The organism is Myxococcus sp. AB036A, assembly GCF_006547355.1.
GTDB lineage: Bacteria > Myxococcota > Myxococcia > Myxococcales > Myxococcaceae > Myxococcus > Myxococcus virescens.
This window is the reverse complement of the sequence record NZ_VHLC01000110.1, coordinates 1-21,762: the sequence shown is the minus strand read 5'-3', so window position 1 is coordinate 21,762 and position 21,762 is coordinate 1. Positions and strand designations below refer to the sequence as shown.

Here is a 21,762-nt window from a genome sequence, read left to right as displayed (position 1 = left end):
TACGGCGAAAGACGGCCTCAGCCGCGCGCCGTAGCGACTCCGCTTCGAAGGAATCGCTCAGCGGACACAGGCCGCGCCCGCCGCTTGCGGCGCGTGCCTCGCCACTCCTCAGCCACCTGGCCACCGTGTGCAGCGACGTGGCTTTCAGCCAGGAGGCCCACCGTGGCGCGAAGAGGGCCTTCACCAGCACCACACGCCTCCACCAGCACCAAGGCTTCACGGGCGCCCAGCATCTGCAACGCTGCGGCCTCTGCCAGTCGGTACTCGGCTTTCGCCTCGGCAAGCCGCGTCCGCGCTTCGGGACTCCCGTCCAACCTCGCGTACGCCCGCTGCAACTCCACCTCTGCCCGCCCCAGGCGCTCCGCGAGCGCCCGCCGCTTCTTCATGCTCATGGCCGAAGGTGGAAAGCAGGTGGCATGCCGCGCCTCCACGGACGCCTCTTCCCTCGGGGCATGGTGAGCGCCGGCTTGGTGCCCCCGTCTCTCGACACGCACTCCCCAGTCCGGCCCGGAAGACGCCAGTCGCTGTCGCCCACGGGCCGAAGCGTTGGCGATGTTGGCCGTGAGTTGCCCTGCCCCGAAGGGCGATGTCACTGAGCGGCTCTGCTCCAATCAAGCCACGCTGCCGCCAGCTTCGTTCACAGGCTGACGGTGACTTGCCGTATTGGGTTTAGTGCACTTTGTCTCAGCCGCGCGTTTTCAACTTAATGCTCGCCAGTGCTACCGCATTTGAAGCAATGGCACTCACGCGCCGACTGCAAGCAAGGCCGAAAGGCCTTCGCGCATTCATCTGGGCCCTTGCAGCCACGCGTAGCGGAAGCCAGAGGGGGAAGAAGACATCATGCTGTTGGCAGACGTGCTGGAGGAGCATCTCGACGAGGCGGAGTTCCGGTGGCTGCAGTGGGAGAAGGCGCTGGGGGCGCCAGACTTCTCACTGACTGAGACTGCGAGACTTGAGGAACTTCTCCTCGCGCATCTGGACGGGCTGGTGGTTGGCGCATCCACCGCTATCGAATCCGTGTTGCGCCCCGCATTTGAAACAGAGGACGCCTTTCGCATCTCCGCGGCGACCTACGCGCTGCTCGCCCTCGGTGAGGTGGATGAAGTCCTGCTGCGACTGCGCGGGGCCGAGCCCTTCGCGCGCCCCGCTATTCGACGGGCCCTGGCGCTCAGCGAGGCCCCAGGGCTGGGCGCACGCCTGCTCGATTTGTTGAAACAGGAAGACACCGCGCTGCAGGCGGAGGTGCTGGAGGCGCTGGTGTTCCGCCAGGAAGCACCGCCCGAGGCGCTGTTGCGCTTCTTCACCCACGACGAGCCACGGGCCCGGGTAACAGCCCTTCGTGGCGCCCTTCCCTTTCCGGACGGCGCAGCGCGAAGCCTGCTTCCCATGCTGCTGGACTCCTCCCACCCCGGCATTCGAGCGGCGGCAATGGAGGCAGGAGCGGCCTCCGGCGTGAAGCAAGCCTGGGAGTTGTGCCGCACCGCTGTGCGCGCTCAGGACGCACACAGCCTTGAAGCCATGGTGCTGCTCGCCATGGGCGGCGGTGTGCAAGAACTCCCCTTCCTCATGGCGCTGCTGGATGCGGAGAAGCTCCGCCCCCAGGCCCTCTGGGCCCTGGGCTTCAGCGGCTGGGTGGCAGCCATGGAGGCGTGCCTCGCCTGGCTGGAGGTACCCAGCGTTGCACAATTGGCCGGGGAGGCCTTCGCCGCCATGACGGGTTTGCGGTTGGAGGGGCCCTACGCCCTGCCTCCAGGCGAGAGGCCCGAGGACGTCCCACCGCCGCCGGAACTCGAAGAGGACTTGGACGCAGACTTGGTGCCCAAGCCCGAAGACGACTTGCCGTGGCCGAACGTGACCGCCGTCAGGGGCTGGTGGGCCGCGGAGAAGAAGCGCTTCGTGAAGGACACGCGGTACCTCTTGGGCCGGCCCTTCAGCGGCAGCGGCTTGGTGGAGGCCCTTGAAACCAGTCCCATGCGCCGCCGCCACGTCCTGGCCCGCGAATTGGCCCTGCGTAGCCAGGGCACGCTGACGGTGCGCACTCGGGCCTTCACATACGTCCAGCGCGCGGAGCAGGCCAAAGCCCGGGCCGCCAGCGCCCGAATCCGCACGCAGCCCTTCGACAGCGGCCTGCGCTGACAACAAACCCCTCGCTTCGTTGCCAACCATGTGGGCACTTCAGAATAAGACACCCTACGCGGCCGAGCGGACGTGGGTCCGCGACAAGGACGGCCACCACCACTGGGTTGTCGCCGTCAAGGCCACCTTCGACGTCGACGACGCGGGCCGCCTCCGCCCTGCCGACGAGCAGGAGCCTCCACTGCCCGCGCCCGTCTACTGGGGAGAGGCGGGCCACTCCAGCTTGCGCTTCGAGGCCGAGCTCGTCGCCCCCAAGCCCCACACAGACGTCCTCGTCAACGCGTGCGCCCATGCGCCCGGTGAACGGCCCGCGCCCAGCGTCGAGGTGGCCGTCCGCATCCACGACGTGGACAAAATGCTCGTGGTGCACGGGGAGCGCTACTACACGCGCGGCCTGACGGGCGTGAAGCCCTCGTCCCCCAAGCCCTTCGTCACCCAGCCCATTCTCTACGAGTGGGCCTGGGGCGGCACCGACACGCACGACGCCGACGCGCGCAAGCACGTCAGCGACATGCGAAACCCTATCGGCCAAGGGGTGGCCAGCCGCGAGGCGCGCCTGGTGGACCAGCCCGCCCACCGTATCGAATACCTGCGGGGCCACCCGGCGAAGTCCGGGCCGGCCGGGTTTGGCCCCATCGCCAGCTACTGGTCGCCACGGCTCGATCTGGCCGGCACCTTCGACGAAGCCTGGAGGAAGACGCGACACCCGCTGCTGCCGCGAAACTTCGATGAGCGCTTCGCCCTATGCGCCCCTGCTGACCAGCGTCCCTCACGCCGCCTCGTGGGCGGAGAGAAGGTGGCCCTGGTGCACCTCACGCCGAAGGGCTCGCTCCACTTCACGTTGCCCCGCCTCAGCTTCGGCTTCGCCACCTACTTCGGCGCCGTCCGACGCTTCCACGAGGCCACCCTGGGCACCGTTGTCATCGAGCCCGAGGTGAAGAAGGTGCGCATGGTTTTCCAGACGGGATTGAGCGTCGGCCCCCGGGACGTCGACCGCCTCGACTTCACAGCCATTACGGAAAGGACGGACTGACATGAGCGGTGAGGCGGTACTTGTGGCGTCGGGAGCACGTGCTCCGGTGGGGACGACAGCGGAGAGCGTCGCGGCGGCGGTGCGTGCGGGCATCAGCCGCGTGCGACTCCTCCAGGTGCCGGAGCTGGGGCGGCAGGCGGACTCCTTCATCGCGAGGGACGGGCTCCTGGACGCGCAGGAGTGGTGTGGCGTGACGCGCATGGCCGCCCTGGGGGCCGCGGCGTTGGACGAAGTCCTCGCCAAGCTGACACCCGCCCTCCCGCCGAGGAGTCTCGACGTTCCGGTGCTGGTGGGCCTTCCCGAGGAGCGCCCGGGCTGGAGGGCATCGGACGCCTCGCGAGTCGCCTCCGCCCTCTCCGCCCTCGGAAGTGCGCGCCTGAACCTCCAGGTGGAGCCGCGGTTGACGGGCCATGCCTCGGCGCTGGAGGCGCTACGAGACGCCGTGACTCGGGTTGGCCACACCTCTCGCTGCCCACTGGTGATTGTGGGAGGCATCGACAGCTACCACGACGTCCAGACGCTGGCCTGGCTTCGCGAGCGGAACCAGTGGCTGGAAGAAGGGACGCGCATGGGCTTCGCCCCCGGCGAGGCCGCGGCCTTCGTCGCGGTGATGGCCACGCCGGACACACGTCGGTGGAGACTGGCTCCCCACGCCACGGTGCGCGCCGCCACCACGGCCCACGAGACGAAACTCATCCACAGCGACGACCTCAACTTGGGCGAGGGGATGACGGCCGCCGTGGCCGAGGCACTCGCGCCACTGGAAGGCACGCGTGAAGTCGTGGAGGACGTCCACAGCGACCTCAATGGCGAGCGCTACCGCGCCGAGGAGTGGGGCTTCGTCGCCCTGCGCCTTGGGGCCGCGTTCCGCGACGCCGCCGCCGTCCACACACCTGTGAGCAGCTGCGGCGAGGTGGGTGCCGCCACAGGGGCGCTGAACCTCGTCATCTGCGCGCAGGCCTGGCAGCGCCGGTACGCGAGCGGCCCACGTGCGCTACTCTGGGGCAGTTCGGAAGCCGGGTTGCGCGCCGCCGCACTGCTGGAAGAGCCACTTTCCGGAAGTGAAGAAGGAGCGAAACCATGGCCAAGGTAACAGTCAACTTCCCGAGGACGCCCGTCACCAAGGGCAGCTCGGGCATCGCCGCAGCCACGCTGCCCAACGTCTGCAAGATGCCCGGCCCGCCGGCTCCCTTCGTGCCCACGCCCTTGCCCAACATCGGCAACAGCGGCGACGCCCCCGAGGGCTACTCGAAGACAGTCACCATCAACGGGCACCCCGTCGCCATCGCCGGCGCCAGCTTCGGCAGCAAGGGGGACATGGCCAGCAAGGGGACGGGCGGCGGGCTCATCTCAAGTAACACTCATGGCCCCACGAAGTTCATCGGCCCCGGCTCGATGAACGTCAAAATCGAGGGGAGGAATGTGCAGTTGCTGGGCGACCCCATGCTCAACAACTGCGGCCCCTCTGGCAGCCCGGCGAATGCCGCCACCATGACGGGCATCATCCAGGCATCCGGCGTGATGACCGTCATCTACGGCGACGACATCCCGTGCTCACGCTGCGGGAAGGAACACCCGCTGGGGGCAGGCGAAGCGACACAGAAGGCGATTGCAACGCTGTTCAAGCGGCTCCAAGCGGCTCTCGACAAGCAGAAGCAGCAGATTCTCGAGTACGCCGAGTTGGACAAAGAGGAGTACACAAAGAGGTCGGCGCTCGCACAGCTGAAGAAGCTCAACACACCGGAACGACGAACGGCAGGGAAAGGCCTAAGACCAGAGCAGAGGGCAGAATTAGAAAGGCTGCCGGGCGAACTCGCAGCCCTGAGGGCCAAACTCGCCCCCCTAAGGGACTTCTTCAAGAACAAGGCTGTGCTTCGCTATACCCCAAACACCAACTCATACACCAAGGGCTACATGATTGGCGCCATGGTATGCACATGCGCGACCAAGAAGCTCGTGGCCTGTTCAGGCCATGCGCCACCAGGCTTTTGGCCGGCCGTAAAAGCCGCGGAGTTTGAGTGTGTAAATTCTCGCGTCGGAGCAGGGGCCCGAGAAGAGAAATGGATGTGTGCCGCCAAGCAGATCATGGAGAACCTCGGGGGACACAAGCCCAAACACCTTGCCGAGCGACTATTTTACCCCATAGTCGAGGGCATCAAGCTCGAAAGGGGTCCGAAGATCAAATTCAAGATTCGAGAAGAAGACATAAACACCAAGAAGCTCTCTGAACCCAAGGAGCGCGAGCAGGTATTCAAGCATGGCGAAGATGTGCCGTCGTGCTCAGAGTGCCAAGAAAAACTCCCTGCCATGTACTGCAAGACAATCTGCAAATAGCCAGGAGCCCCAATGAAACCCTTTGTTGAATTTGTCGAAAAATACCGCCCAGGCTTTTCTGAGAAAATCACTCCGGCGGATTGGGTCGACATATCAATGCTGGAGGAAGACGCGGGCCCTCTCCCAGGGGCCTACCGTCGCTTCCTGGAGACAATGGGAGCGAGCATGGGCGACCTTGAGATTGCCGATGCCCACTTCTCCATTCACAGCACTCTCGGCGTATACCGCACCATGTCCTGGCTGCAGGACAGCCGCTACATCTTCCTTGCAGGAGACAACGGGCTTGCAAGCTGGCATTGGTTCCTTGATCGCTCAAGCCCTCACGGGACTGACGACTGCTTGGTCGTCAATCGACTATTGGACGAGAACTATCCTCCAGAGGGTAGTCACCCTATGTACGTGGGGCTGGAGGAATTCCTCTACTACGAAACCTTCAAGGAGCTTCGCCTGCCACAACTACCCTTCCGGCGGAAGTTCTCGTCACCGGATGACGCCGCTGCCGCAGCTCGCTACCGGGCCGACGCGGTGACTGCGCTGGCCGAGGAGAAGGGCTTCAAGCGGCTCCCTCCTGTCGAGCACTGCGCGCTGTACGAGCGAGGAGACGCAGCGCTGCTGCTCTACCGACATCCGACGCAGCCCACCTTCTCATTCATCCTGGGCTGCGAGGACTCGGCGGAGATGGAGCGACTGGCCCAGGATTTCGAGACACGAACGGGGCTGAAGAGCGTCATCACGCGGTAGGCAAATCCTGGATGTCTTAGCCCTCGTCGAGAGGTACGGGACATGCCCGGCGCCGACCAACGAGGTCGTGACGGACAGCAAAGTGGTGAGCTCGCCCGCGGGCCACTGCAAGAGTGTGCAGGAGTAAGGCATCCTCAAGCGGTGCGCTCCTGCGGCTGTCACATCCCGTGTGCAAGTGCGTGCACCGCTATCGACTACGCCGCTGCCCTGGGGAATGGTAATCCTCTCCCAGCGTTGCTTTGTCGCCGCGTCCACAGCGGCGCCGTCGGCGCATCCGGTGCAACGCATTTTACATATGCCTAAATCCCATCGTCTTCGCGAATTGCAGCCTTTCCACCACCCGAAGCAGGGCCTTTCTGGCGGCGCTCTTCCAGCGCAGCTTCTTGAGTCCGAGTTTCGGGCGGCCATTCGAGAGGAGGTCGCCGGCCCTGTCGCTGCGCTCGCCGCAGCGCTAAGTCGCCTTGCGCGGCGGTTCTCCGAGAAGCCGCAGCCCGTCCGGGCCGTGCGCACGGCGAGCCCCGCGCAACCGACAGAGGCTTCCCAGCCCGTCCGTGTGAAACCAACGCCGGCCGCCGCGCCCATGGCCCGGGCCTGTGCCGTCATCGGCTGCAAGCGGCCCCACCGCAGCCAGGGCTACTGCGCGGCGCACTACCAGAAACGGCGCCTCATGGTGGCCACGGGCCGCCTGCATGCTGCATGGGTGGAGGACGCCGCGCCCCACAGCATTCCCGACGTCATTCTCCCGCGCGGACGCAGGCCCAAGGCTGACGCCGCGCCTCCCGCGCCGACGCCGCCCGTCAGCGCCACCCCTCGCATGTGGGTGCGCAAGAAGGGGGCAGCAGGCGCGGACGGCACCTCCGGCCAAGGTGCGCCAACGCCTGCCGGGCAGCCGCCCCTGGCCTCGGAGCGCGAGCGCGCCACAGCCACCGCCCAGCGCTGGGCCAGCGAGTTCCGCTCGCGGACGCGGCGCGCCTGAAACCCTCCCGCCCGACAGGCCCCCTCCTATCCCAGGAGGGGCGCCCTTTCTCACGCGGTGGCGTCAGTGCCGTCCATCCGGCTCGACGGGGGCCAGGCGCCCGTCCCTCGTGACGCGCACCACGTGGGCGGGTGCGAAGGTGCCAGCCCGGCCACACACGAATGCGTCGAGTCGCTGGTCCGTCGTCCCCACCACCAAGTCCCCCGCTTCATCCAGTGCGTATGCCATCGGCGCGCCTGGGAGAGTCACCCAAGGCGTGGCACGCCACCGCCCCTCGGAGGCGTCGACACGCACCAGACGCCCTGCCCCGAAATACATGTGTGCGAGGCCCTCCACAACCACGAGGGCGTCGTGCATCCGCACGACTACCAGGGGGTTGGCCCGGGGCGCCTCCAGCACCGTCACCCGCCCGGCTTCATGCACTTCCAGCGTGCCCCCAAACTCCCCGTCGTCCCATCCGACGAGGCACGCCTCCCCCATGGCTTCGAGGACGGATGCGGAGTCCCCACCCGGCACGGCTGCGCAGGGACTCCCCTGTGGGGGCGCCTTCGGCTTGTCCCAGTGCAACTGGACAGAGGTGTGTCCCTCATTCAGCGTCCACCCCCCGCTACGTCCAGGAATAATGCGGGCGCAGTCGATGGACTCCGCATGCTGCACCTCCTGTTCGGCGAGGCCTTGCATGGCCAACCTCGCGTGGCTCCGCGCCACCGGCGAGGCGTGCGTCGTCCCCACCCGCTGGAGCAGCGGCACCAGCTCCTCCGCATGCTCCCGGAAGGCGTAGCTGCCCAGCGCATCAACCGCCGCGGCCTGGACTTCGCTGTGCGGCGCGTCCACCGCCTGGCGCAGCGCCTCGAGGGCGGCTGCGTCTCCCACGCGTCCAAGGGCCTCTGCGGCCCGTGCGCGCTCCCAGCCCTCCTTCCCCGTGGCCAGCAGCCGCAGCAGCGGCTCCGTCGCGGCTGGCCGCGCCACGTCCCCCAGGGACACGAGGCTCGCAAGGGCCCGGGCGCGGCATTCAGGCACGGCGAGCTGCTCAAGGACGCCCGGCACCGCAGCAGGACTCCTGAAGGCCACCAGCGCCTGCAGCGCCACGGGCGTGAGGCGCACGTCCGCCCGCTGTAGCGCCTGCAGCGCCTCGGGCTCGCCCTTCGCCCCTTCGCGCGCGTGGGCCGCCAGCACGGACGCCACGTAGGCCGCTCGTGGGGTGCATGCGTCGAAAACCGCCTCGCAGCCTGGCGCAGGCGCCGACGGGCAGGACGTCCCGGGTGGGCGCCGCAGCGTGGACTCCTCCAGCTCCCGCGCGAGGAGCGTCCGCAGGCGCGGGACGAAGGTCTCCGTGTGCATGGAGGCTCGCCGGGAGAGGACGTGGCGCACCAGCACCAGCGCTTCCCAGCTCGACTCCGGGTTCTCCAGCACGTCAAACAGCACCGGGGCCAATGTCGGGCCGAGGTGCTCCAGCGCCGACGTGGGCGACTCCAGGAGGTGGCGCACAATGGCTGGCGCTGCTCGCTCGTCATCAAGTGAAGAGAGCGCGTGCAGGGCCAGCCCACCGGGCTCCCGCTCATACGCTTCGATGAGCGCAGGCAAGGCGCCAGTGGCCTTCTCCCCCATGTTCGCCAGCGCCTGTGCTGCACCGCCGCGCACGCGACGCTCTGGGTGCCGAAGCAGCGGAATCAGCCGAGGGACGACGCCCTCTCCCTCGCGCCCCAGCTTCCAGGCCGCACACGCCTGCTCCGGCGGCAGCCACTTCTCCCCGGTGTCGGGGCCGTGGAGCTCCTGCAGCAGCGCAAGGCACGCGTCAGCCCCCTGGCAGCAACCCTCCCACGTCCTGGTGTCTTCCCGCTTCCACGGCCGGGAACACCCCAGTGCCAGCACCACCACCACGCACACGAGCCCGGTCAGCCAGCGGGGACGCCCAGACTTCAACTCTCTCTCCATGTCATCGCCTCTCATTCCCCCCTTCACTGGGAAGGGACTCCGAAACAAACGCTTCAGCCAGTCACGAGCCGCGCGGCGAACGAGCGCGGCGCTCGTGGGGCTTTCACGACGCGGGTGCCGGCCAGCCAGTCGTGAAGACACCGTCGGTCCTCTCCAACGATGAAGAGGGCGTCCACGAGGCCGAACCAGCCGCAGTAGCCGCAGAGCGCCATCGGGAGCGCGTTCCTCAAAAGGGCAATGCGCCAGACTTCCGCCGGCCGCCCGTCCCTTCTGACGACGCGGATTCCCAGGAGCCGCTTGCCGAGACTCGCCCCCGTGCCTCGAATCAGGCTGGCCTGCACAAGCAACACGAGGAGCGCCGGGACATAGACGGCAGGAGCCGTCATCGCCGCCTCGTCCGGAAGGGCCAGGCACCGGAGGACACCCAGGAACAGGGACGGGAGCAGGAGCGCGGCACCGTCAACAAGGCTTGCTGCGAGCCGGGCCCTGCGCGTCGCCAGCTCCGAAGCCGCGTGGAGGCACCGAAGGCACAGGCCCGCCCGGGACGAGGCACAGAAGGCGCAGATGAAGGTGCAGCAGCGAGTACAGGCTAGGACAGCGGAGAAGCCAGGATGCTCGGAGCATGGGGACTCCGAAATCGACTCAAGGGCCTCGTGGAAGTCGGACATGGAGGGCCGCAGCACAGCTAGGCCCGCCCCAAGGCAGCAAGTTCCTTCAGCGGGAAATTCCTGCTTGAACCTACAAATGCAACCCAACAGGTTCAGTCTACTCAACCATAACAACGGGCCTCTTGCCACCCGCTGGTAACCGCGGCGCCTGAGAGTACCGAGAGGGATGCCGCCCACTCGCAGACGAACCAGTGGAACGCACCATTAGGCGCGGAGGCGCCCGGCGTTAGCCAGGCGCCCTTCATCCCGTCCCAGAGGTCAGTCCGAGGTGCGAGATATCTTCGTTGCCATCTCTATCTCCATCAACTGCTGGAGAATGAGCGCCCGAGCGTCGCTGTTAGCGTCTTCCCCCAGGCTGATGCCATCAGCATTTTTAGCAAGCGCAGCCCAATCGACATTGTCGACCAGTGCGGAAGTCAGTTCCAATGAGAGTTCCAACGACACCCGTGGTGGCTGTGAGCGGTCGGCGGGAAGGTCGAGCGAGGCCGCTACAACTGCCTGCTCCTCTTCCGTGAAGGTCAGGTCCAGCGAGAAGGGCACCTCCCCCGCCAGTCTTTCCTCAGTTCGACCATCGCGGATTGCCCCCCGCAGGAGCAACCGCGTCAGCGGCATGCGCAACTGGCTGGCCCCGCCTTCAGGCAAATCGCACTCCGCACAGATGAGGCTCCTGCGAGTTCCCTCCACGAGGTCTAGCGACTCGCCACGGAAGCTGACGACGGATACCACCGTAGGCCCGCCGCCGCCTCCATCCATCTCCGCCTGGATGTCCTCGAAATCCACCAGGGCACCGTCGTCCCGATGGCAGTGCCCGCTGTGGCAATTACTGTAGCGCGGGGGAGGATTGGCCGGATCGAACGTTCCGCCACCACCTCCGCCGCTCCCGGCCTGGGTTCGCTGGAGTGTCAGGCCCGCTGTATCCAAGACGAACACGTCAAAGCGTGCTTGGTAGTCGGTGTTCAGCCGCTGCCATCCATCACCGGCACCACGGCCGGGCGCCTCAATGAGCCTGGCCTCCAGTATGGTGGACTCCAGTTCAGCAAAGGGTCCGCCATCGCTGAATGTGCACCCCGCGGCCCCAACCAGCAGCAACCACAAAATCCATTGGGCCCTCATGGCGTCTCCTTCGCCTTGAGGGCACGCTCCAGCAGGCCGACAATTTCCTCAAGGTGCTCGCGGTAGGACTGCCCTGCACGCAAACCCGTGCCGGCGGGGATGACGACGAGTCGTGCTCCAACCTTATCCGCAACAAGCCGTGCAGAGGCGTCCGGATAGTATGACTCCTGAAGGAGTAGCTGCACGCGACGCGTTCGAGCCTGAGCGATGAGCTGGGCGATATGATTGGGGTTGGGTGGAATGCCCGGCTTGAATTCGACGAATCCCACGGTCTGGAATCCCAGCCAGTCTGCAAGGTACGGGAAGGACCTGTGGTAGGACACAACAGGCATTCCGCGCAGGGCGGTGAGGCGCTTCTCCCACCCCACCCGCGCCCCCTCCAGGTCCGACGTGAAACGCTGGAGGCCCGCAGCGTATGTAGGCTTTCCCTCGGGGTCCAACTCGCCCAGGCGCTCTGCGATACCTCGCGCGACCCGCACCGCCGCGCGCGGGTCGTAGAGATAATGTGGGTTACCTCCCGGATGGATGTCGCCCATGCTCCTATCCACAGGCCCCCGAGGCACTTCCAGACGCTCCACGAGTTGCGAGCAGTCAAGGAAGCCGCGACCACCTGGCTGGATTCGGGCATTACGCGCTCCCGTTTGGAGTGTGCCTAGCCAGCCGACCTCCAGTTCCAATCCCACCGCAAGCAGAAGGTCCGCGCGGTTGAGGTCCAGCACGAGGCTAGGACGTGCATCGACGAAATGAGGGTCCTGTGTGGGAAGGGAGAGCGACACTACGGAGACCCGGCTCCCGCCCACTGCGCGAGCGATGGCAGCCAAGTCCGGCACCGTAGTCACCACCCGAAGCGAAGCAAAAGACGTTATGGGGACGAGGCCCAGTACAGCAGTTAGCAGCAAGAGAAAGTGAGGCATGATTTCACTCCGAAATTCAGAAGAGATGAGCGCCATGGGCGCCAACGAGAACTTCGAGTTGCAGGAAGGCGGAGAAGTCCGTCTCGTCTCGCCACTCCGGTGCATCTGCCGCCCCCTGTAGGCGAATGCGTGAAAACTCGGAGGGCCAGAACGTAACGTTGGCGCTGATGCGCTGGCGCATGTCCATCCACTCCGGGTCCAGGAAGTCCACCGCCTTATTCCCCAGGCCATCGTAGGCGGCAGTGCCAAACTCGTAGCGCATCGCCGTTCCCCAGCGCTGTGCGAACTTCCACAACACCTGGGCATATCCTCCGACGTCTTGAAGCACGTCATTGGGTACCTGTCGACGCCGGTAGAAGGCTTCGGCCTGCAAGGCCACCACCGTGTTGCTGGCCGCTGTGACAGGGCGGAACTTGATGTACACGTCCGTGCCGAACACATCGGTGCGGTTGCGATGGCCCGTAGAATTGGGCCCCGTTGCATACGACACGCCCCAAAGCAGAGACGTATCGTCCGACAGCGGGAAGAACTGCTTCACCGCACCAGTGAGTTGGAAGTCGAGGGGCGTGCGTACCCCCAGGTTCCTGTCACCGAAGAAGCTACGTGCTGTAGCACCACCCGCAGCATCGGTGGCAGAACCGATGACCTCGACAAACCAGGGCAGCGGAGCAAGCCAGGAGGCCTCCACTCCTAGCCCACGGTTACCCTCGCCGCCAAAGATGCGTCCCAGCATGAACGGCTGGTCCACGAAGTCCCAGGAGTGCGGGTGCGTTGGGTTGATACGGCCGAAACGAGTAAGGAACTGTCCAGCTCGCACCTGGAGGTTGAGGGGCAGGTCGAGCGTCGTCGCGTAGGCTTCCTCAACCTCCACGCCGAACTGGCTGAAGACGATGTTCGCATCGAATCGGAAATAGGGGTCCACAGCGGCCCCGACGGACATCTCAAGCTGCTGGAAGTTGAAGCCCGTCTTCGTCGGGTCATGTCCTCCAGACTGAAGTGGCTCCTCGGCGGAGAACGCAGCGAGTGACGCGTCGAGGATGAAGGACAGGTCAGGGTTGAGAGATTGGACGGCGCCAAGTACTCCGGAGGATGGCGCAGGCTCTGACAGGACGGCGTTGGGCTGGGCGGCCTGCGCGGCATCCTCGCCCAAGACGGCTTGGATTTCTGCCAGCTCTTCGGCGCTCACCTCCACGCCCGCGTCCGAGCTCTCGGCAGGGACCGACTGCGAAGCACTCCCGGCATCCGCAGCCTCCTGATTGGGGGGAGAAAGGAACGCAGGTTGAGCGAAGGAAGAAGGGACAGCGACAAGAAGGCAGACGACTAGAGCCCCGGCCTCCCGGGGTGAAAAAAGAAGCACGAAAGAACTCCACGAGCACGGCGCGGAAAGAGCGCCAGTTGGGATTGGACTCAGGCGGCAGTGGGAACAGCCGTGCCAAGTGGAGGTGAAGCTTTGGGCGCCCGGGTGAGCGCGGTGAGCGGCTCGAATGAATGCGAATGTCGCGCTCGCCTATCGACGCACGACGGCAGCGCGTGGGGCAGCTCAAGCAGGGGAACCGCGAGGAGTCCCAGCTGGCGGATGTCGAAAGGAATGCTCGGACACGCCTGATGCGTTTGGCCGGGAGCATCGTGCGCGGAGGCATGCACGCCGTGCGCGCCGGAATCGTGCGCATGCTGGCACGCCACCTGACTCGGGCGGGCCTCCTCGAAGGTGGCATGCTCCGGGCAGTAGCGGTGTTCATGATGGCCGGCGTGCACCGCCCAACCAATGGGCGAAGCTACCCACAGCGCTACGAGGAGCGCCGCGATGAATGAGCAGCCTGGCTGTGCCCCGCGAGCCATCTTCCGCCTACCCCTCCTCAGGGCGTGAGACAGAGGGAAGCTCAGGTGGGCGGCCAAACCGCTGGAAGAGCACCGGCACCACCAACATGTTGAGGAAGGTGGAGGACAACAACCCGCCAAGGATGACGACGCCCATTGGGGCTTGAATCTCGTTCCCCGGTTCGTCGCCCGCGATGACGAGCGGAACCAACGCCAACCCCGCGCACAGCGCCGTCATCAGCACGGGGGCCAGGCGCTCCAGAGAGCCCTGCACCACGGCCTCGGAGAGCCCCTTCTTCTCCTCCGTCATCAAGTGCTCGTAGTGGCTCACCATGAGGATGCCGTTGCGCGTGGCAATACCGAACAAGGTGATGAAGCCCACCAGCGACGCCACGCTCACCACCCCGGAGGTGAGCGCCACAGCCACCACGCCGCCGATGAGGGCCAGGGGCAAGTTGATGAGCGTGAGCAGCGCGTTGCGCACCGAACCGAATGCCACCACCAGCAGCAGGAAGATGCCGACCACCACGCCCACACTCAGCCAACCCATGGTGCGCGTGGCCTCCTCGGCGCTCTCGAACTGCCCGCCGTAGTCGACGTAGTAGCCCGGCGGCATGGACACCTCATTGGAGATGCGGGCTCGCAGGTCATCCACCACTGCGGACAAATCCCGCCCCGCGACGTTGGCCTGCACCACCATCTTCCGCTGCACGCCCTCGCGGCTGATGGTGTTGGGACCGGACTCGCGCGTGATGCTCGCCAGCATCTTCAGGGGAATCGGGGGGCCCACGGGCGTGTCCACAAGGGTGGCGCCGATGGCGTCCACGTCCGCCCGGGAGGCATCGTCCAGGCGCACGGCCATCTCCACCACCCGCTGTCCTTCCAGCACGCTGCCCACCGTCTCTCCGGCGAAGGCGCGCTCAACGGCCTCGGCCACCTGGCCCGTGGTGAGGCCGTAGCGCGCCACCGCGTCCCGGTCCGTACGGATTTCGAGCTCGGGGATGTCCACCTGCTGCTCGATGGCCACGTCCACCGCCCCCGGGGTGAGCTCGGCCACCTTCTTCACCTGCTCGGCCAGCGTGCGCAGCCGCTCCAAGTCGTCCCCGTAGAGCTTCAGCGCGATGTTGGCGCGCGTGCCGGACAGCATGTGGTCGATGCGGTGGCTGAGCGGCTGGCCGATGGTGATGACGACGCCGGGTACCTGGGACAGGGCCTTCCGCAGGTCATTCAGGAGCTGCTCCTTGCCGCGCTCGCCCCGAGAGAGGTCGAGCCCCACGTCCAGTTCGGCCGCGTTGACGTCCTGGGCGTGCTCGTCCAGCTCCGCCCGTCCAGTGCGTCGGGCGGTGGATACCACCTCCGGGAAGGACAGCAGCACCTCCTCCACCCGCCGTCCCAGCTTGTCCGACTCCTCCAGCGAAGTGCCGGGCAGCGTCACCGCGTTGATGGTGAGCGTGCCTTCGTTGAACTCCGGCAGGAACGAGCGCCCGAGGAACGGTACGACGGCCAGAGTGGCGACCAACGCCAGCGCGGCCCCAGCGAGGATGGCCTGGGGCCGGCCGAGGGACCACATCAGCATCGGCCGGTAGCGCTCCTTCAGCCAGTGCAGCACGGGGCCCTCGCCCGCCCCCAGGGCCTTGGCCTTCGGAAGCAGATAGGCGCACAGCGCCGGCGTCAGCGTCACCGCCACCACCAGCGAAGCCGCGATGGCCACGATGTAGGCCAGCCCCAGCGGCGCCAACATCCTCCCCTCCAGCCCTGCCAGGAAGAAGAGAGGGATGAAGACGAGGATGATGATGAGGGTGGCGAAGACGATGGCGTGCCGGACCTCTACGGAGGCCCGGTAGATGACCTCCAGCGAGGAGCGCCGCTGGCCTTCCGGCAGATGCGCGTTCTCCCTCAAGCGCCGGAAGACGTTCTCCACGTCGATGATGGCGTCATCCACCATGGCGCCGATGGCGATGGTGAGCCCGCCAATCGTCATGGTGTTCAGCGTCACCCCGAACGCCTTGAGCACCAGCACCGCGGCGACGAGCGACAGAGGAATGGCCGTCAGGGAGATGAATGTCGCCCGCGCATTCATCAGGAAGACGAGGAGGATGACGGCTACGAGGAGAGCGCCGTCGCGCAGCGCCACCGACACATTGCGCACCGCCACGGAGATGAAGTCCGACTGACGGAAGATGTTGCGGCCCACCACCATGCCCTCCGGCAGCGTGGCTTGCGCCTCGTCAAGTACCGCGTCCAGCCGCCGGGTCAGCTCCAGGGTGTTCGCATCCGGCTGCTTCATCACCGCGAGGATGACGGCGGGCTGGGCGTTGGCGCTGCCCTCTCCGCGCTTGATGCGAGGCCCCACCCGCACGTCGGCCACCTGCCCCACTGTGAGGGGCACGCCGCCGCGCACCGTGACGACGGTGCCCGCCAGGTCCTCCACGCTCTTCGCGCGCCCCACCGCTCTCAGCAGATACTCCTGCCCGCCCTGCACATAGAAGCCACCGGAGGCGTTGTGGTTCGTCGTGCGCAAGGCGCTGGCCACCTGCTCGAAGGAAACGCCGAGCGCCTGCAGGGCCTCCGGACGCAGCAGCACCTGGTACTGCTTCACCGCGCCACCGATGGGAACCACCTGCGAGACACCCGGCACGGACAGAAGCCGCTTGCGCAGAACCCAGTCCGCCACGCCTCGCGCCTCCATCATCTGTGCCTCACGGGCCGCAGCATCTACCGCCAGCGCCTCTGGCTTCCATGAGACGGAGAGGAAGAGAATCTCGCCCATGACGGAGGAGATGGGCGCCATGGAGGGTGGGGGCACATCGGGCGGAAGCTGCGCGGCGACGAGTTGGAGCTTCTCGTTCACCACCTGCCGCGCGGTGTAGATGTCGGTGCCCCAGTCAAACTCCACCCAGACGATGGAGATGCCCACGCCGGATGCCGAGCGCACCCGGCGCACTCCTGTGGCGCCGTTGACGGCCGTTTCGATGGGGAAGGTGACGAGCGTCTCCACCTCCTCGGGCGCGAGGCCGTGGGCCTCGGTGAGGACGGTGACGGTAGGGGCAGTCAGGTCCGGGAAGACGTCCACCGGCATGTTCCGGGCGACCTGGATGCCCAGCACGAGCAGCAGCACGGAGGCGGCCACCACCAGCAAGCGATTGTCGATGGACCAGCGGATGAGGCGATTCATAGGTGTCGCGCCCTCAGTGCTGGTGGCCGTGCTCGGGGATGGCCCCGGTGGCGGTGGACAGCTTCAGCTCGTAAGCGCCTCTCGATACGACGCGCTCCCCCACCCTCACTCCGTCCAGCACCTGCACCCAGCCGCCGGAGCGCACGCCGGGGCGAATGGCGCGCTTGAAGAATGACTCGCCCCCCTCCATGACAAAGACGGTGGGCCGGCCGCTGTCGTCCACCACTGCGGACTCCGGGATGGCCACCGCGCGCAGCGTCTCTCCCGTGAAGAGCGTCACCTTGGCGAACATCCCTGGCTTGAGCGCGCCGTCAGGGTTGGGAAGCTCGAAGAGTACGGGCACGGTGCGCGTGGCGGGGTCCACCACGGCACCCACCGCGACCCGGCGGCCCGTCTTCTCGTCCACGGTGAACTCGCGCGAGAAGCCCGCCACCGTGAAGGCCACTCCCGGCGAGCGCTCCACCTTGGGCGCATCCGCCTCGTACACCTTCGCCTCCAGCCACAACCGCGAAGGGTTGATGACGGACACGAGCCGCTTACCCGCCTCCACCACCGCGCCGGGCGTCACGTCCGAGAAGGACACCACGCCCTCCAGCGGGGAGCGCAGCTCGAAGGCCGCGCCGCCCGGGCCGCCCGCTCCGCTCTGCGTGCCGCGGTATAGGGCCAGCTGACGCTCCGCCGCGGAGGCCCGGGCTGCCGCCACCTCACGCGCCACCCGGGCCGCGTCGAGCTGCTTCTCGGGAATGGCCTTGGCCGCGAGCAGCTCCGCCGCCCGCGTCACCTCTCGCTCGGCAAGCCCTAGCTCGGCCCGGGCCCGCGCGGCCTCCATCTCCACGGTGGCCAGGTCCGTCGCCCCCACCACCGCTGTGGGCACCAGCCGGACCAGCACGTCCCCCTTCTTCACCACCTGCCCCAAGTGTGGCACCTCACCGCCCACTTGAATTCGCCCCGCCACGGGCGCGGACAGCTCTGCGGCCTGGCCCGCCACGGGCTTCAGCTCGCCGTTGGCGCGCACACCGCCCTGGAGAACGCGCTCCTCGGCGGACGCCGTGGCGTACTGCGTCTTCCACTGCTGTTCCTTCAGGAAGGGCACCGTGGGCTCCCCGGCCTCTTCGGGAGGAGCGGCGGCCACGGCTGCGGCCACGGTGGGGTACACCGTCACCTTGCCCGCCTCCACCGTCCCGGCCACCTGCTCTCCTTCCAGCCGCAGGGCAAGCGTGGCCTCGCCGGGCTTCGTGGGCCGTACCTCCGGCTTGAAGATGCCGTCGCGCAGCAGCTTCTCCGCGACGAAGCGCTCCTCGGAGCCATCCGCGTAGCGGAGGGTCGCCGTCACCTTCCCCTTCGTCACCACCTGGAAGCCGTCGGGGCTTCGCGCGTCCGTGAAGTGGGCCACGAGTGGCGACGGCTGCCCCACCACCAACGCCGGGTACTCCATGAATAGCTCCAGGCCATCCTGGTACGCGGTGACGGAGACATCTGGTCGTTCCGGCTCCTTTGCACCCGCCGAAGCATGCGAGCCACTTTCGTCGTGCCCATGAGGCTCCCCAGCCCCGTGGTCTTCACCATGGCCGTGGGCGGCATCTCCCTCGTGAGGATGTCCGTGCTCCTTAGCCCCGTGGTCTTCACCATGGCCGTGGGCGGCTTCTCCCTCGTGAGGATGTCCGTGCTCCTTGCAAGACATGCCGAAGGCGCATGCCAGGACCAGGGTAAGAAGAGGCAAGCGACTCATGGCTGGGAACTCCGGAGTTCGGCGCCATCCCAGGCGCCCGAAAGTAGAAAGAGGTCGGCTTCGGCCTCGGCAACGGCGAGCGCCAGGTCCACCGCAGTCAGCCGCGACTCGCGGGCCGTCCGCTCGGCATCAACGAGTACAAGGAGGTCTGCGCTCCCCCCTTGGTAGGCGGTCTCAGCGACGCGGCGGAGTTCCTCCGCACGCTTCAACGCGCCCTCCCGCTGCCTCACGCGCCGCTCACGGCGGCCCGCCACGTCTTCCAACGCAACAGTGAGTCGCACGTGGGCGGCGTGTAGAAGCGCGGTACGACGCGCCAGGAAGAGCTGCTCTCGTGCTTTCGCCTGTGCCCGCGGGCCCTGTTGCCTCTCGAAGAATGGAAGAGGCAGGGTGAGCCCCACCACATACCCAGCTCCCTCACCTGGCCGCCCGATGTCGAGTGCTTGGAAACCGCCGTACACTGTCGGGTCCGGAATCCATCCGCGGCTCGCAGCCCGGTGCGAAGCCCGCGCTCCCTGAGCCTCCAGCTCCAGTGCCTGCGCATCGGCTCGACGGGACGCCAACTCGGACCGAAGCGACTCCGCAGAAGGAAGAGGATGCTCCGGCGCCAAAGGCCCCTGAAGCGGCGGCAGCGACTTCGCATCAGGTCCCAGCAGGCGCATTGCCTCAATCAGCGCACGCCGTTCGTCCAGGACGGCGCCGCTGTGTGCGTCCTCGACAGCAGCGGTCTCCATTTCGATTCGGAGCCGGTCGTAGCCCGATGCTTCCCCCACGCGCTCCCGCGCAGTGATGGCATCCGCCACTCGTCGCAATGCAGCCAGGGACTCCTCCAGAATGGAGCGCCGCTCCTGTGCCGCGAGGACGGAGGCGAAAGCGAGCGTCGCCGTATGCCGCAACTCTCCACGAGCCCTCGCGAGGTTCGCTTCCGCGGCCTGAGCCCCGGCGGCGGCTGCCTCGCGCTCAAGGCCCAGCCGCCCGGAAAGCACCAGCGGGATGGAGATGTTCACGATGTCCTGGCTCGCGCCTTCCGCCAGACCGGAAGTCGCCTTCTCCCGCTGCCACACCAGAGAGGGATTGGGCCATTGTCCAACCCCCACAGCCGCGGCCTTGCCCACCGCGGCATCTGCCTCCGCGACACGCGCCTCCAGACTCCCCCGGAGGACCTGGTCCACGTACTGCGCTTCAGTCAAGGGAGACTGCGCCGCAGCGCCACGCGCAAGCAGGACGGTCAACATACTACAGGCAATAGTAGACAAAGACGCGAAACGACTGGGGGCTCGCAGGGGCATGGCCGTCGCCTAGGAGACGAAGTGGAGGGCGGTCTCCACCGCATGGTGGAGAAAGGCTGTGTGTAACAATGCGAGGGTGAGCACAGCGACGGCCGCGCCCACGCCGAGCAGGAGGGCACGCGACGCACTGGACTGGAGAGCCTCCCCATCCAGCAAGGCTCTCACCCGCGTTTCCAGAGCCAGCTTGCCGAAGGCGGGAACAGCGGTGGCTTCGCGAATCCCTCGCTGGAGGGCCGCCATCTTCACCAGTGCCTCAGCCACCACCGTCCCGTCTCCGACGATGCGCAGCGCTTCCGCGTCACAAGCCTGCTCGGCCGCAAGCTGGTACGTCGCGAGAAAACCACGAGCCAGGGGTGGAGGTACGAAGAGCCCAGAGACACAGAGCAGCAAGGATGCCAGGGGGTCGCGCCGCCGCAGGTGAGCTTCCTCATGGGCGAGAACGCCTCGGAGCTCTTGCGGCGTCAATACCTCCTCAAGGCGGCCAGAAAGGAGGACACGCCGGTGGAGAACTCCCGCTGCATGACACAGCCTCGGCGACCCTGGCACCACCACCACTGGGAATGGCCCAGGACGAAGGGAGCCCAACGCTTCCAGCGCGGTGAGCCGAGAGCGAGTGTGAAAGACGCGCCACAGAAGTCCGCCCGCCCGGAATGTAAACGCAGCAAGCGCTATCGCCCCCACCACCGCGAGCACGGGCCTCACTCCCGAGGAGTGCAGAAGGCAGAGGTGAAGATGATGGCCGTGACTTCCACAGTGGTCCCGGCTCCAGCCCAGCAGCGCGGACAGGGAAGGCGCAGCGGCGGCGGCCACCACCGCCAGAGCCAGTATGGCGGGCAGCGTCCCCAGAACGAACGCACCATCAGCTCGAAGCGCGGGCTGGGCCAATCTCCGGGGCCATGTGCCGAGGAGCGCCGCCATCGCCAGAGAGGCCAGCCCTCCGACAGCGGCGGCCACGGCGGCGCACTCCAGGAGGAAGGCCAGGGCCGCTGTCATCGACGGCCCCGTCGGCGCGCGGCGATGAGTTGCGTGAGCCGGTCTAGCAGCGACTCGTCCACGTCGGCTGCGGCGTCCACGAATGCGGCCAGCGCCGTCTCGCCGTGCGACTGGAGAATGTCCGCCGCGAGCGCGTCAGCAAGCGCCTTTTCGAACTCGGGCTGAGAGAGTGCCGGTGTGTAGCGCCACGCCAGGCCGTCCTTCTCACGCTCTAGCAGCCCCTTGCGGTGCAGCCGGTCCATCGTGGTCATGATGGTCGTGTAGGCACGCTCCTCGCGTCCCGTCATCCGGTCGCATACCTCGCGCGCCGTGATGGGTGATTGGCTCCAGACGACCTTCATCACAGCCGACTCCAACGTGCCGAGCGGCTCCCACGTGTGCTTCTTCACGAAGCTGGTTCTATGGCCGGCGCCCTACTATCGTCAATAGTAACAACAGCACCGAGTACCGGGCGGGCCAAGGAGAGAGAGCCGTGTCGTTATCCCCACGAGTCGCTGGCGCAGCCTTGGGCCTGTCTGCCGCGGCCCTCTTCGGGGTGAGTACCCCCGTTTCCAAGCTACTACTTCCCTCCAGCACACCGCTGGTGCTCGCCTCCCTCCTCTATCTCGGTGGGGGTTTGGGCCTGACGGGTCTCGGCTGGCTACGCAAGCTGCGACCGCACGCCCCAATTGAACGGGAAGCTCGCCTGTCGCAAAGGGATGCTCCCTTGCTCTTGGGGGTCATCCTCTGTGGAGGCATCTTGGGGCCCGTCCTGATGTTGGTGGGCCTGCAACGCATGTCTGGTGTGGCTGCCTCCCTGCTCCTCAACCTCGAGGGTCCCTTCACCATCCTCCTGGCGCTGCTCGTGTTCGGAGAGCACCTGGGCCGCGCGGGAGCACTCGCCGCCGCCTTCATCATGGCGGGCGCCGGGG

19 protein-coding genes are annotated in these 21,762 nt (G+C 66.9%); 8 read left to right on the top strand and 11 right to left on the bottom strand.

Going from position 1 to position 21,762, the window contains the following annotated elements:
- Window positions 1-17 precede the first annotated feature (17 nt).
- Window positions 18-392: a hypothetical protein gene (locus tag FL344_RS31925; protein ID WP_020478941.1), complete on the bottom strand. Its 375-nt coding sequence runs from the start codon at window positions 390-392 to the stop codon at window positions 18-20.
- Between the two features lie 448 nt (window positions 393-840).
- Between FL344_RS31925 and FL344_RS31920 the strand changes: the two genes are divergently transcribed.
- The 6 genes from FL344_RS31920 (at window position 841) to FL344_RS31895 (ending at window position 7,220) form a co-directional block, all read left to right on the top strand.
- The gene (locus FL344_RS31920; protein ID WP_141621195.1) at window positions 841-2,136 is read left to right on the top strand and encodes a TIGR02270 family protein; all 1,296 of its coding nucleotides are present in this window, start codon (window positions 841-843) and stop codon (window positions 2,134-2,136) included.
- A 28-nt stretch (window positions 2,137-2,164) separates the two neighbouring features.
- Window positions 2,165-3,169: a DUF2169 domain-containing protein gene (locus FL344_RS31915; protein ID WP_141621194.1), complete on the top strand. Its 1,005-nt coding sequence runs from the start codon at window positions 2,165-2,167 to the stop codon at window positions 3,167-3,169.
- Window position 3,170: 1 nt separating this feature from the next.
- Window positions 3,171-4,262, top strand: coding sequence for a hypothetical protein (locus FL344_RS31910; protein ID WP_011551919.1), 1,092 nt, complete (start codon window positions 3,171-3,173; stop codon window positions 4,260-4,262).
- Entirely contained in the window at window positions 4,250-5,503 is a 1,254-nt protein-coding gene (locus FL344_RS31905; protein WP_141621193.1) for a DUF4150 domain-containing protein, read from the top strand. Before FL344_RS31910 ends, FL344_RS31905 begins: the two co-directional genes overlap by 13 nt.
- A gap of 12 nt (window positions 5,504-5,515) precedes the next feature.
- The gene (locus FL344_RS39475) at window positions 5,516-6,244 is read left to right on the top strand and encodes a hypothetical protein (protein WP_228565521.1); all 729 of its coding nucleotides are present in this window, start codon (window positions 5,516-5,518) and stop codon (window positions 6,242-6,244) included.
- Window positions 6,245-6,797: 553 nt separating this feature from the next.
- A complete protein-coding gene (locus FL344_RS31895; RefSeq protein ID WP_020478943.1) occupies window positions 6,798-7,220 on the top strand; it encodes a hypothetical protein in 423 nt (140 codons plus the stop codon).
- Window positions 7,221-7,283: 63 nt separating this feature from the next.
- Here FL344_RS31895 and FL344_RS31890 read toward each other — a convergent pair whose 3' ends face one another.
- The 5 genes from FL344_RS31890 to FL344_RS31870 all read right to left on the bottom strand — a co-directional run bounded on the left by FL344_RS31890 (window position 7,284) and on the right by FL344_RS31870 (window position 13,036).
- The gene (locus FL344_RS31890; protein ID WP_141621192.1) at window positions 7,284-9,155 is read right to left on the bottom strand and encodes a HEAT repeat domain-containing protein; all 1,872 of its coding nucleotides are present in this window, start codon (window positions 9,153-9,155) and stop codon (window positions 7,284-7,286) included.
- A 53-nt stretch (window positions 9,156-9,208) separates the two neighbouring features.
- Window positions 9,209-9,823 carry an RDD family protein gene (locus tag FL344_RS31885; protein ID WP_141621191.1) on the bottom strand — a complete coding sequence of 205 codons (615 nt, stop codon included), beginning with the start codon at window positions 9,821-9,823 and terminating at the stop codon, window positions 9,209-9,211.
- A gap of 258 nt (window positions 9,824-10,081) precedes the next feature.
- Window positions 10,082-10,936, bottom strand: coding sequence for a hypothetical protein (locus tag FL344_RS31880; protein ID WP_141621190.1), 855 nt, complete (start codon window positions 10,934-10,936; stop codon window positions 10,082-10,084).
- The gene (locus FL344_RS31875) at window positions 10,933-11,886 is read right to left on the bottom strand and encodes a metal ABC transporter substrate-binding protein (RefSeq protein WP_228565520.1); all 954 of its coding nucleotides are present in this window, start codon (window positions 11,884-11,886) and stop codon (window positions 10,933-10,935) included. The genes FL344_RS31880 and FL344_RS31875 overlap by 4 nt, the downstream gene beginning before the upstream one ends.
- Entirely contained in the window at window positions 11,867-13,036 is a 1,170-nt protein-coding gene (locus FL344_RS31870; protein WP_228565519.1) for a zinc-regulated TonB-dependent outer membrane receptor, read from the bottom strand. Before FL344_RS31870 ends, FL344_RS31875 begins: the two co-directional genes overlap by 20 nt.
- 344 nt (window positions 13,037-13,380) lie before the next feature.
- Here FL344_RS31870 and FL344_RS31865 point away from each other — a divergent pair, with 344 nt between their 5' ends.
- Window positions 13,381-13,662 carry a hypothetical protein gene (locus FL344_RS31865; RefSeq protein WP_141621187.1) on the top strand — a complete coding sequence of 94 codons (282 nt, stop codon included), beginning with the start codon at window positions 13,381-13,383 and terminating at the stop codon, window positions 13,660-13,662.
- A 34-nt stretch (window positions 13,663-13,696) separates the two neighbouring features.
- Here FL344_RS31865 and FL344_RS31860 read toward each other — a convergent pair whose 3' ends face one another.
- From FL344_RS31860 to FL344_RS31840, 5 genes are all read right to left on the bottom strand, one after another.
- Window positions 13,697-16,843, bottom strand: coding sequence for an efflux RND transporter permease subunit (locus FL344_RS31860; RefSeq protein ID WP_141621186.1), 3,147 nt, complete (start codon window positions 16,841-16,843; stop codon window positions 13,697-13,699).
- Between the two features lie 13 nt (window positions 16,844-16,856).
- Complete coding sequence (locus FL344_RS31855; RefSeq protein ID WP_194863328.1) at window positions 16,857-18,278, bottom strand: efflux RND transporter periplasmic adaptor subunit; 1,422 nt, start codon at window positions 18,276-18,278, stop codon at window positions 16,857-16,859.
- A gap of 290 nt (window positions 18,279-18,568) precedes the next feature.
- On the bottom strand, window positions 18,569-19,858 hold the full coding sequence (locus FL344_RS31850; protein ID WP_141621184.1) for a TolC family protein: 1,290 nt from the start codon (window positions 19,856-19,858) through the stop codon (window positions 18,569-18,571).
- 9 nt (window positions 19,859-19,867) lie between these two features.
- Complete coding sequence (locus tag FL344_RS31845; RefSeq protein WP_141621183.1) at window positions 19,868-20,851, bottom strand: M56 family metallopeptidase; 984 nt, start codon at window positions 20,849-20,851, stop codon at window positions 19,868-19,870.
- On the bottom strand, window positions 20,848-21,240 hold the full coding sequence (locus tag FL344_RS31840; protein ID WP_141621182.1) for a BlaI/MecI/CopY family transcriptional regulator: 393 nt from the start codon (window positions 21,238-21,240) through the stop codon (window positions 20,848-20,850). Before FL344_RS31840 ends, FL344_RS31845 begins: the two co-directional genes overlap by 4 nt.
- Between FL344_RS31840 and FL344_RS31835 the strand changes: the two genes are divergently transcribed.
- On the top strand, window positions 21,168-21,762 hold a 595-nt coding region (locus tag FL344_RS31835; protein ID WP_368667457.1), incomplete at its 3' end, for an EamA family transporter. The two genes, FL344_RS31840 and FL344_RS31835, sit on opposite strands and share 73 nt — an antisense overlap.

What these genes read in the sequence shown, in the direction of transcription:
- FL344_RS31925 (WP_020478941.1), bottom strand. Translation starts at nt 392, where the DNA reads ATGAGCATGAAGAAGCGGCGGGCGCTCGCGGAGCGCCTGGGGCGGGCA.
- FL344_RS31920 (WP_141621195.1), top strand. Translation starts at nt 841, where the DNA reads ATGCTGTTGGCAGACGTGCTGGAGGAGCATCTCGACGAGGCGGAGTTC.
- FL344_RS31915 (WP_141621194.1), top strand. Translation starts at nt 2,165, where the DNA reads ATGTGGGCACTTCAGAATAAGACACCCTACGCGGCCGAGCGGACGTGG.
- FL344_RS31910 (WP_011551919.1), top strand. Translation starts at nt 3,171, where the DNA reads ATGAGCGGTGAGGCGGTACTTGTGGCGTCGGGAGCACGTGCTCCGGTG.
- FL344_RS31905 (WP_141621193.1), top strand. Translation starts at nt 4,250, where the DNA reads ATGGCCAAGGTAACAGTCAACTTCCCGAGGACGCCCGTCACCAAGGGC.
- FL344_RS39475 (WP_228565521.1), top strand. Translation starts at nt 5,516, where the DNA reads ATGAAACCCTTTGTTGAATTTGTCGAAAAATACCGCCCAGGCTTTTCT.
- FL344_RS31890 (WP_141621192.1), bottom strand. Translation starts at nt 9,155, where the DNA reads ATGGAGAGAGAGTTGAAGTCTGGGCGTCCCCGCTGGCTGACCGGGCTC.
- FL344_RS31885 (WP_141621191.1), bottom strand. Translation starts at nt 9,823, where the DNA reads ATGTCCGACTTCCACGAGGCCCTTGAGTCGATTTCGGAGTCCCCATGC.
- FL344_RS31880 (WP_141621190.1), bottom strand. Translation starts at nt 10,936, where the DNA reads ATGAGGGCCCAATGGATTTTGTGGTTGCTGCTGGTTGGGGCCGCGGGG.
- FL344_RS31875 (WP_228565520.1), bottom strand. Translation starts at nt 11,886, where the DNA reads ATGGCGCTCATCTCTTCTGAATTTCGGAGTGAAATCATGCCTCACTTT.
- FL344_RS31860 (WP_141621186.1), bottom strand. Translation starts at nt 16,843, where the DNA reads ATGAATCGCCTCATCCGCTGGTCCATCGACAATCGCTTGCTGGTGGTG.
- FL344_RS31855 (WP_194863328.1), bottom strand. Translation starts at nt 18,278, where the DNA reads ATGGAGTACCCGGCGTTGGTGGTGGGGCAGCCGTCGCCACTCGTGGCC.
- FL344_RS31850 (WP_141621184.1), bottom strand. Translation starts at nt 19,858, where the DNA reads ATGCCCCTGCGAGCCCCCAGTCGTTTCGCGTCTTTGTCTACTATTGCC.
- FL344_RS31845 (WP_141621183.1), bottom strand. Translation starts at nt 20,851, where the DNA reads ATGACAGCGGCCCTGGCCTTCCTCCTGGAGTGCGCCGCCGTGGCCGCC.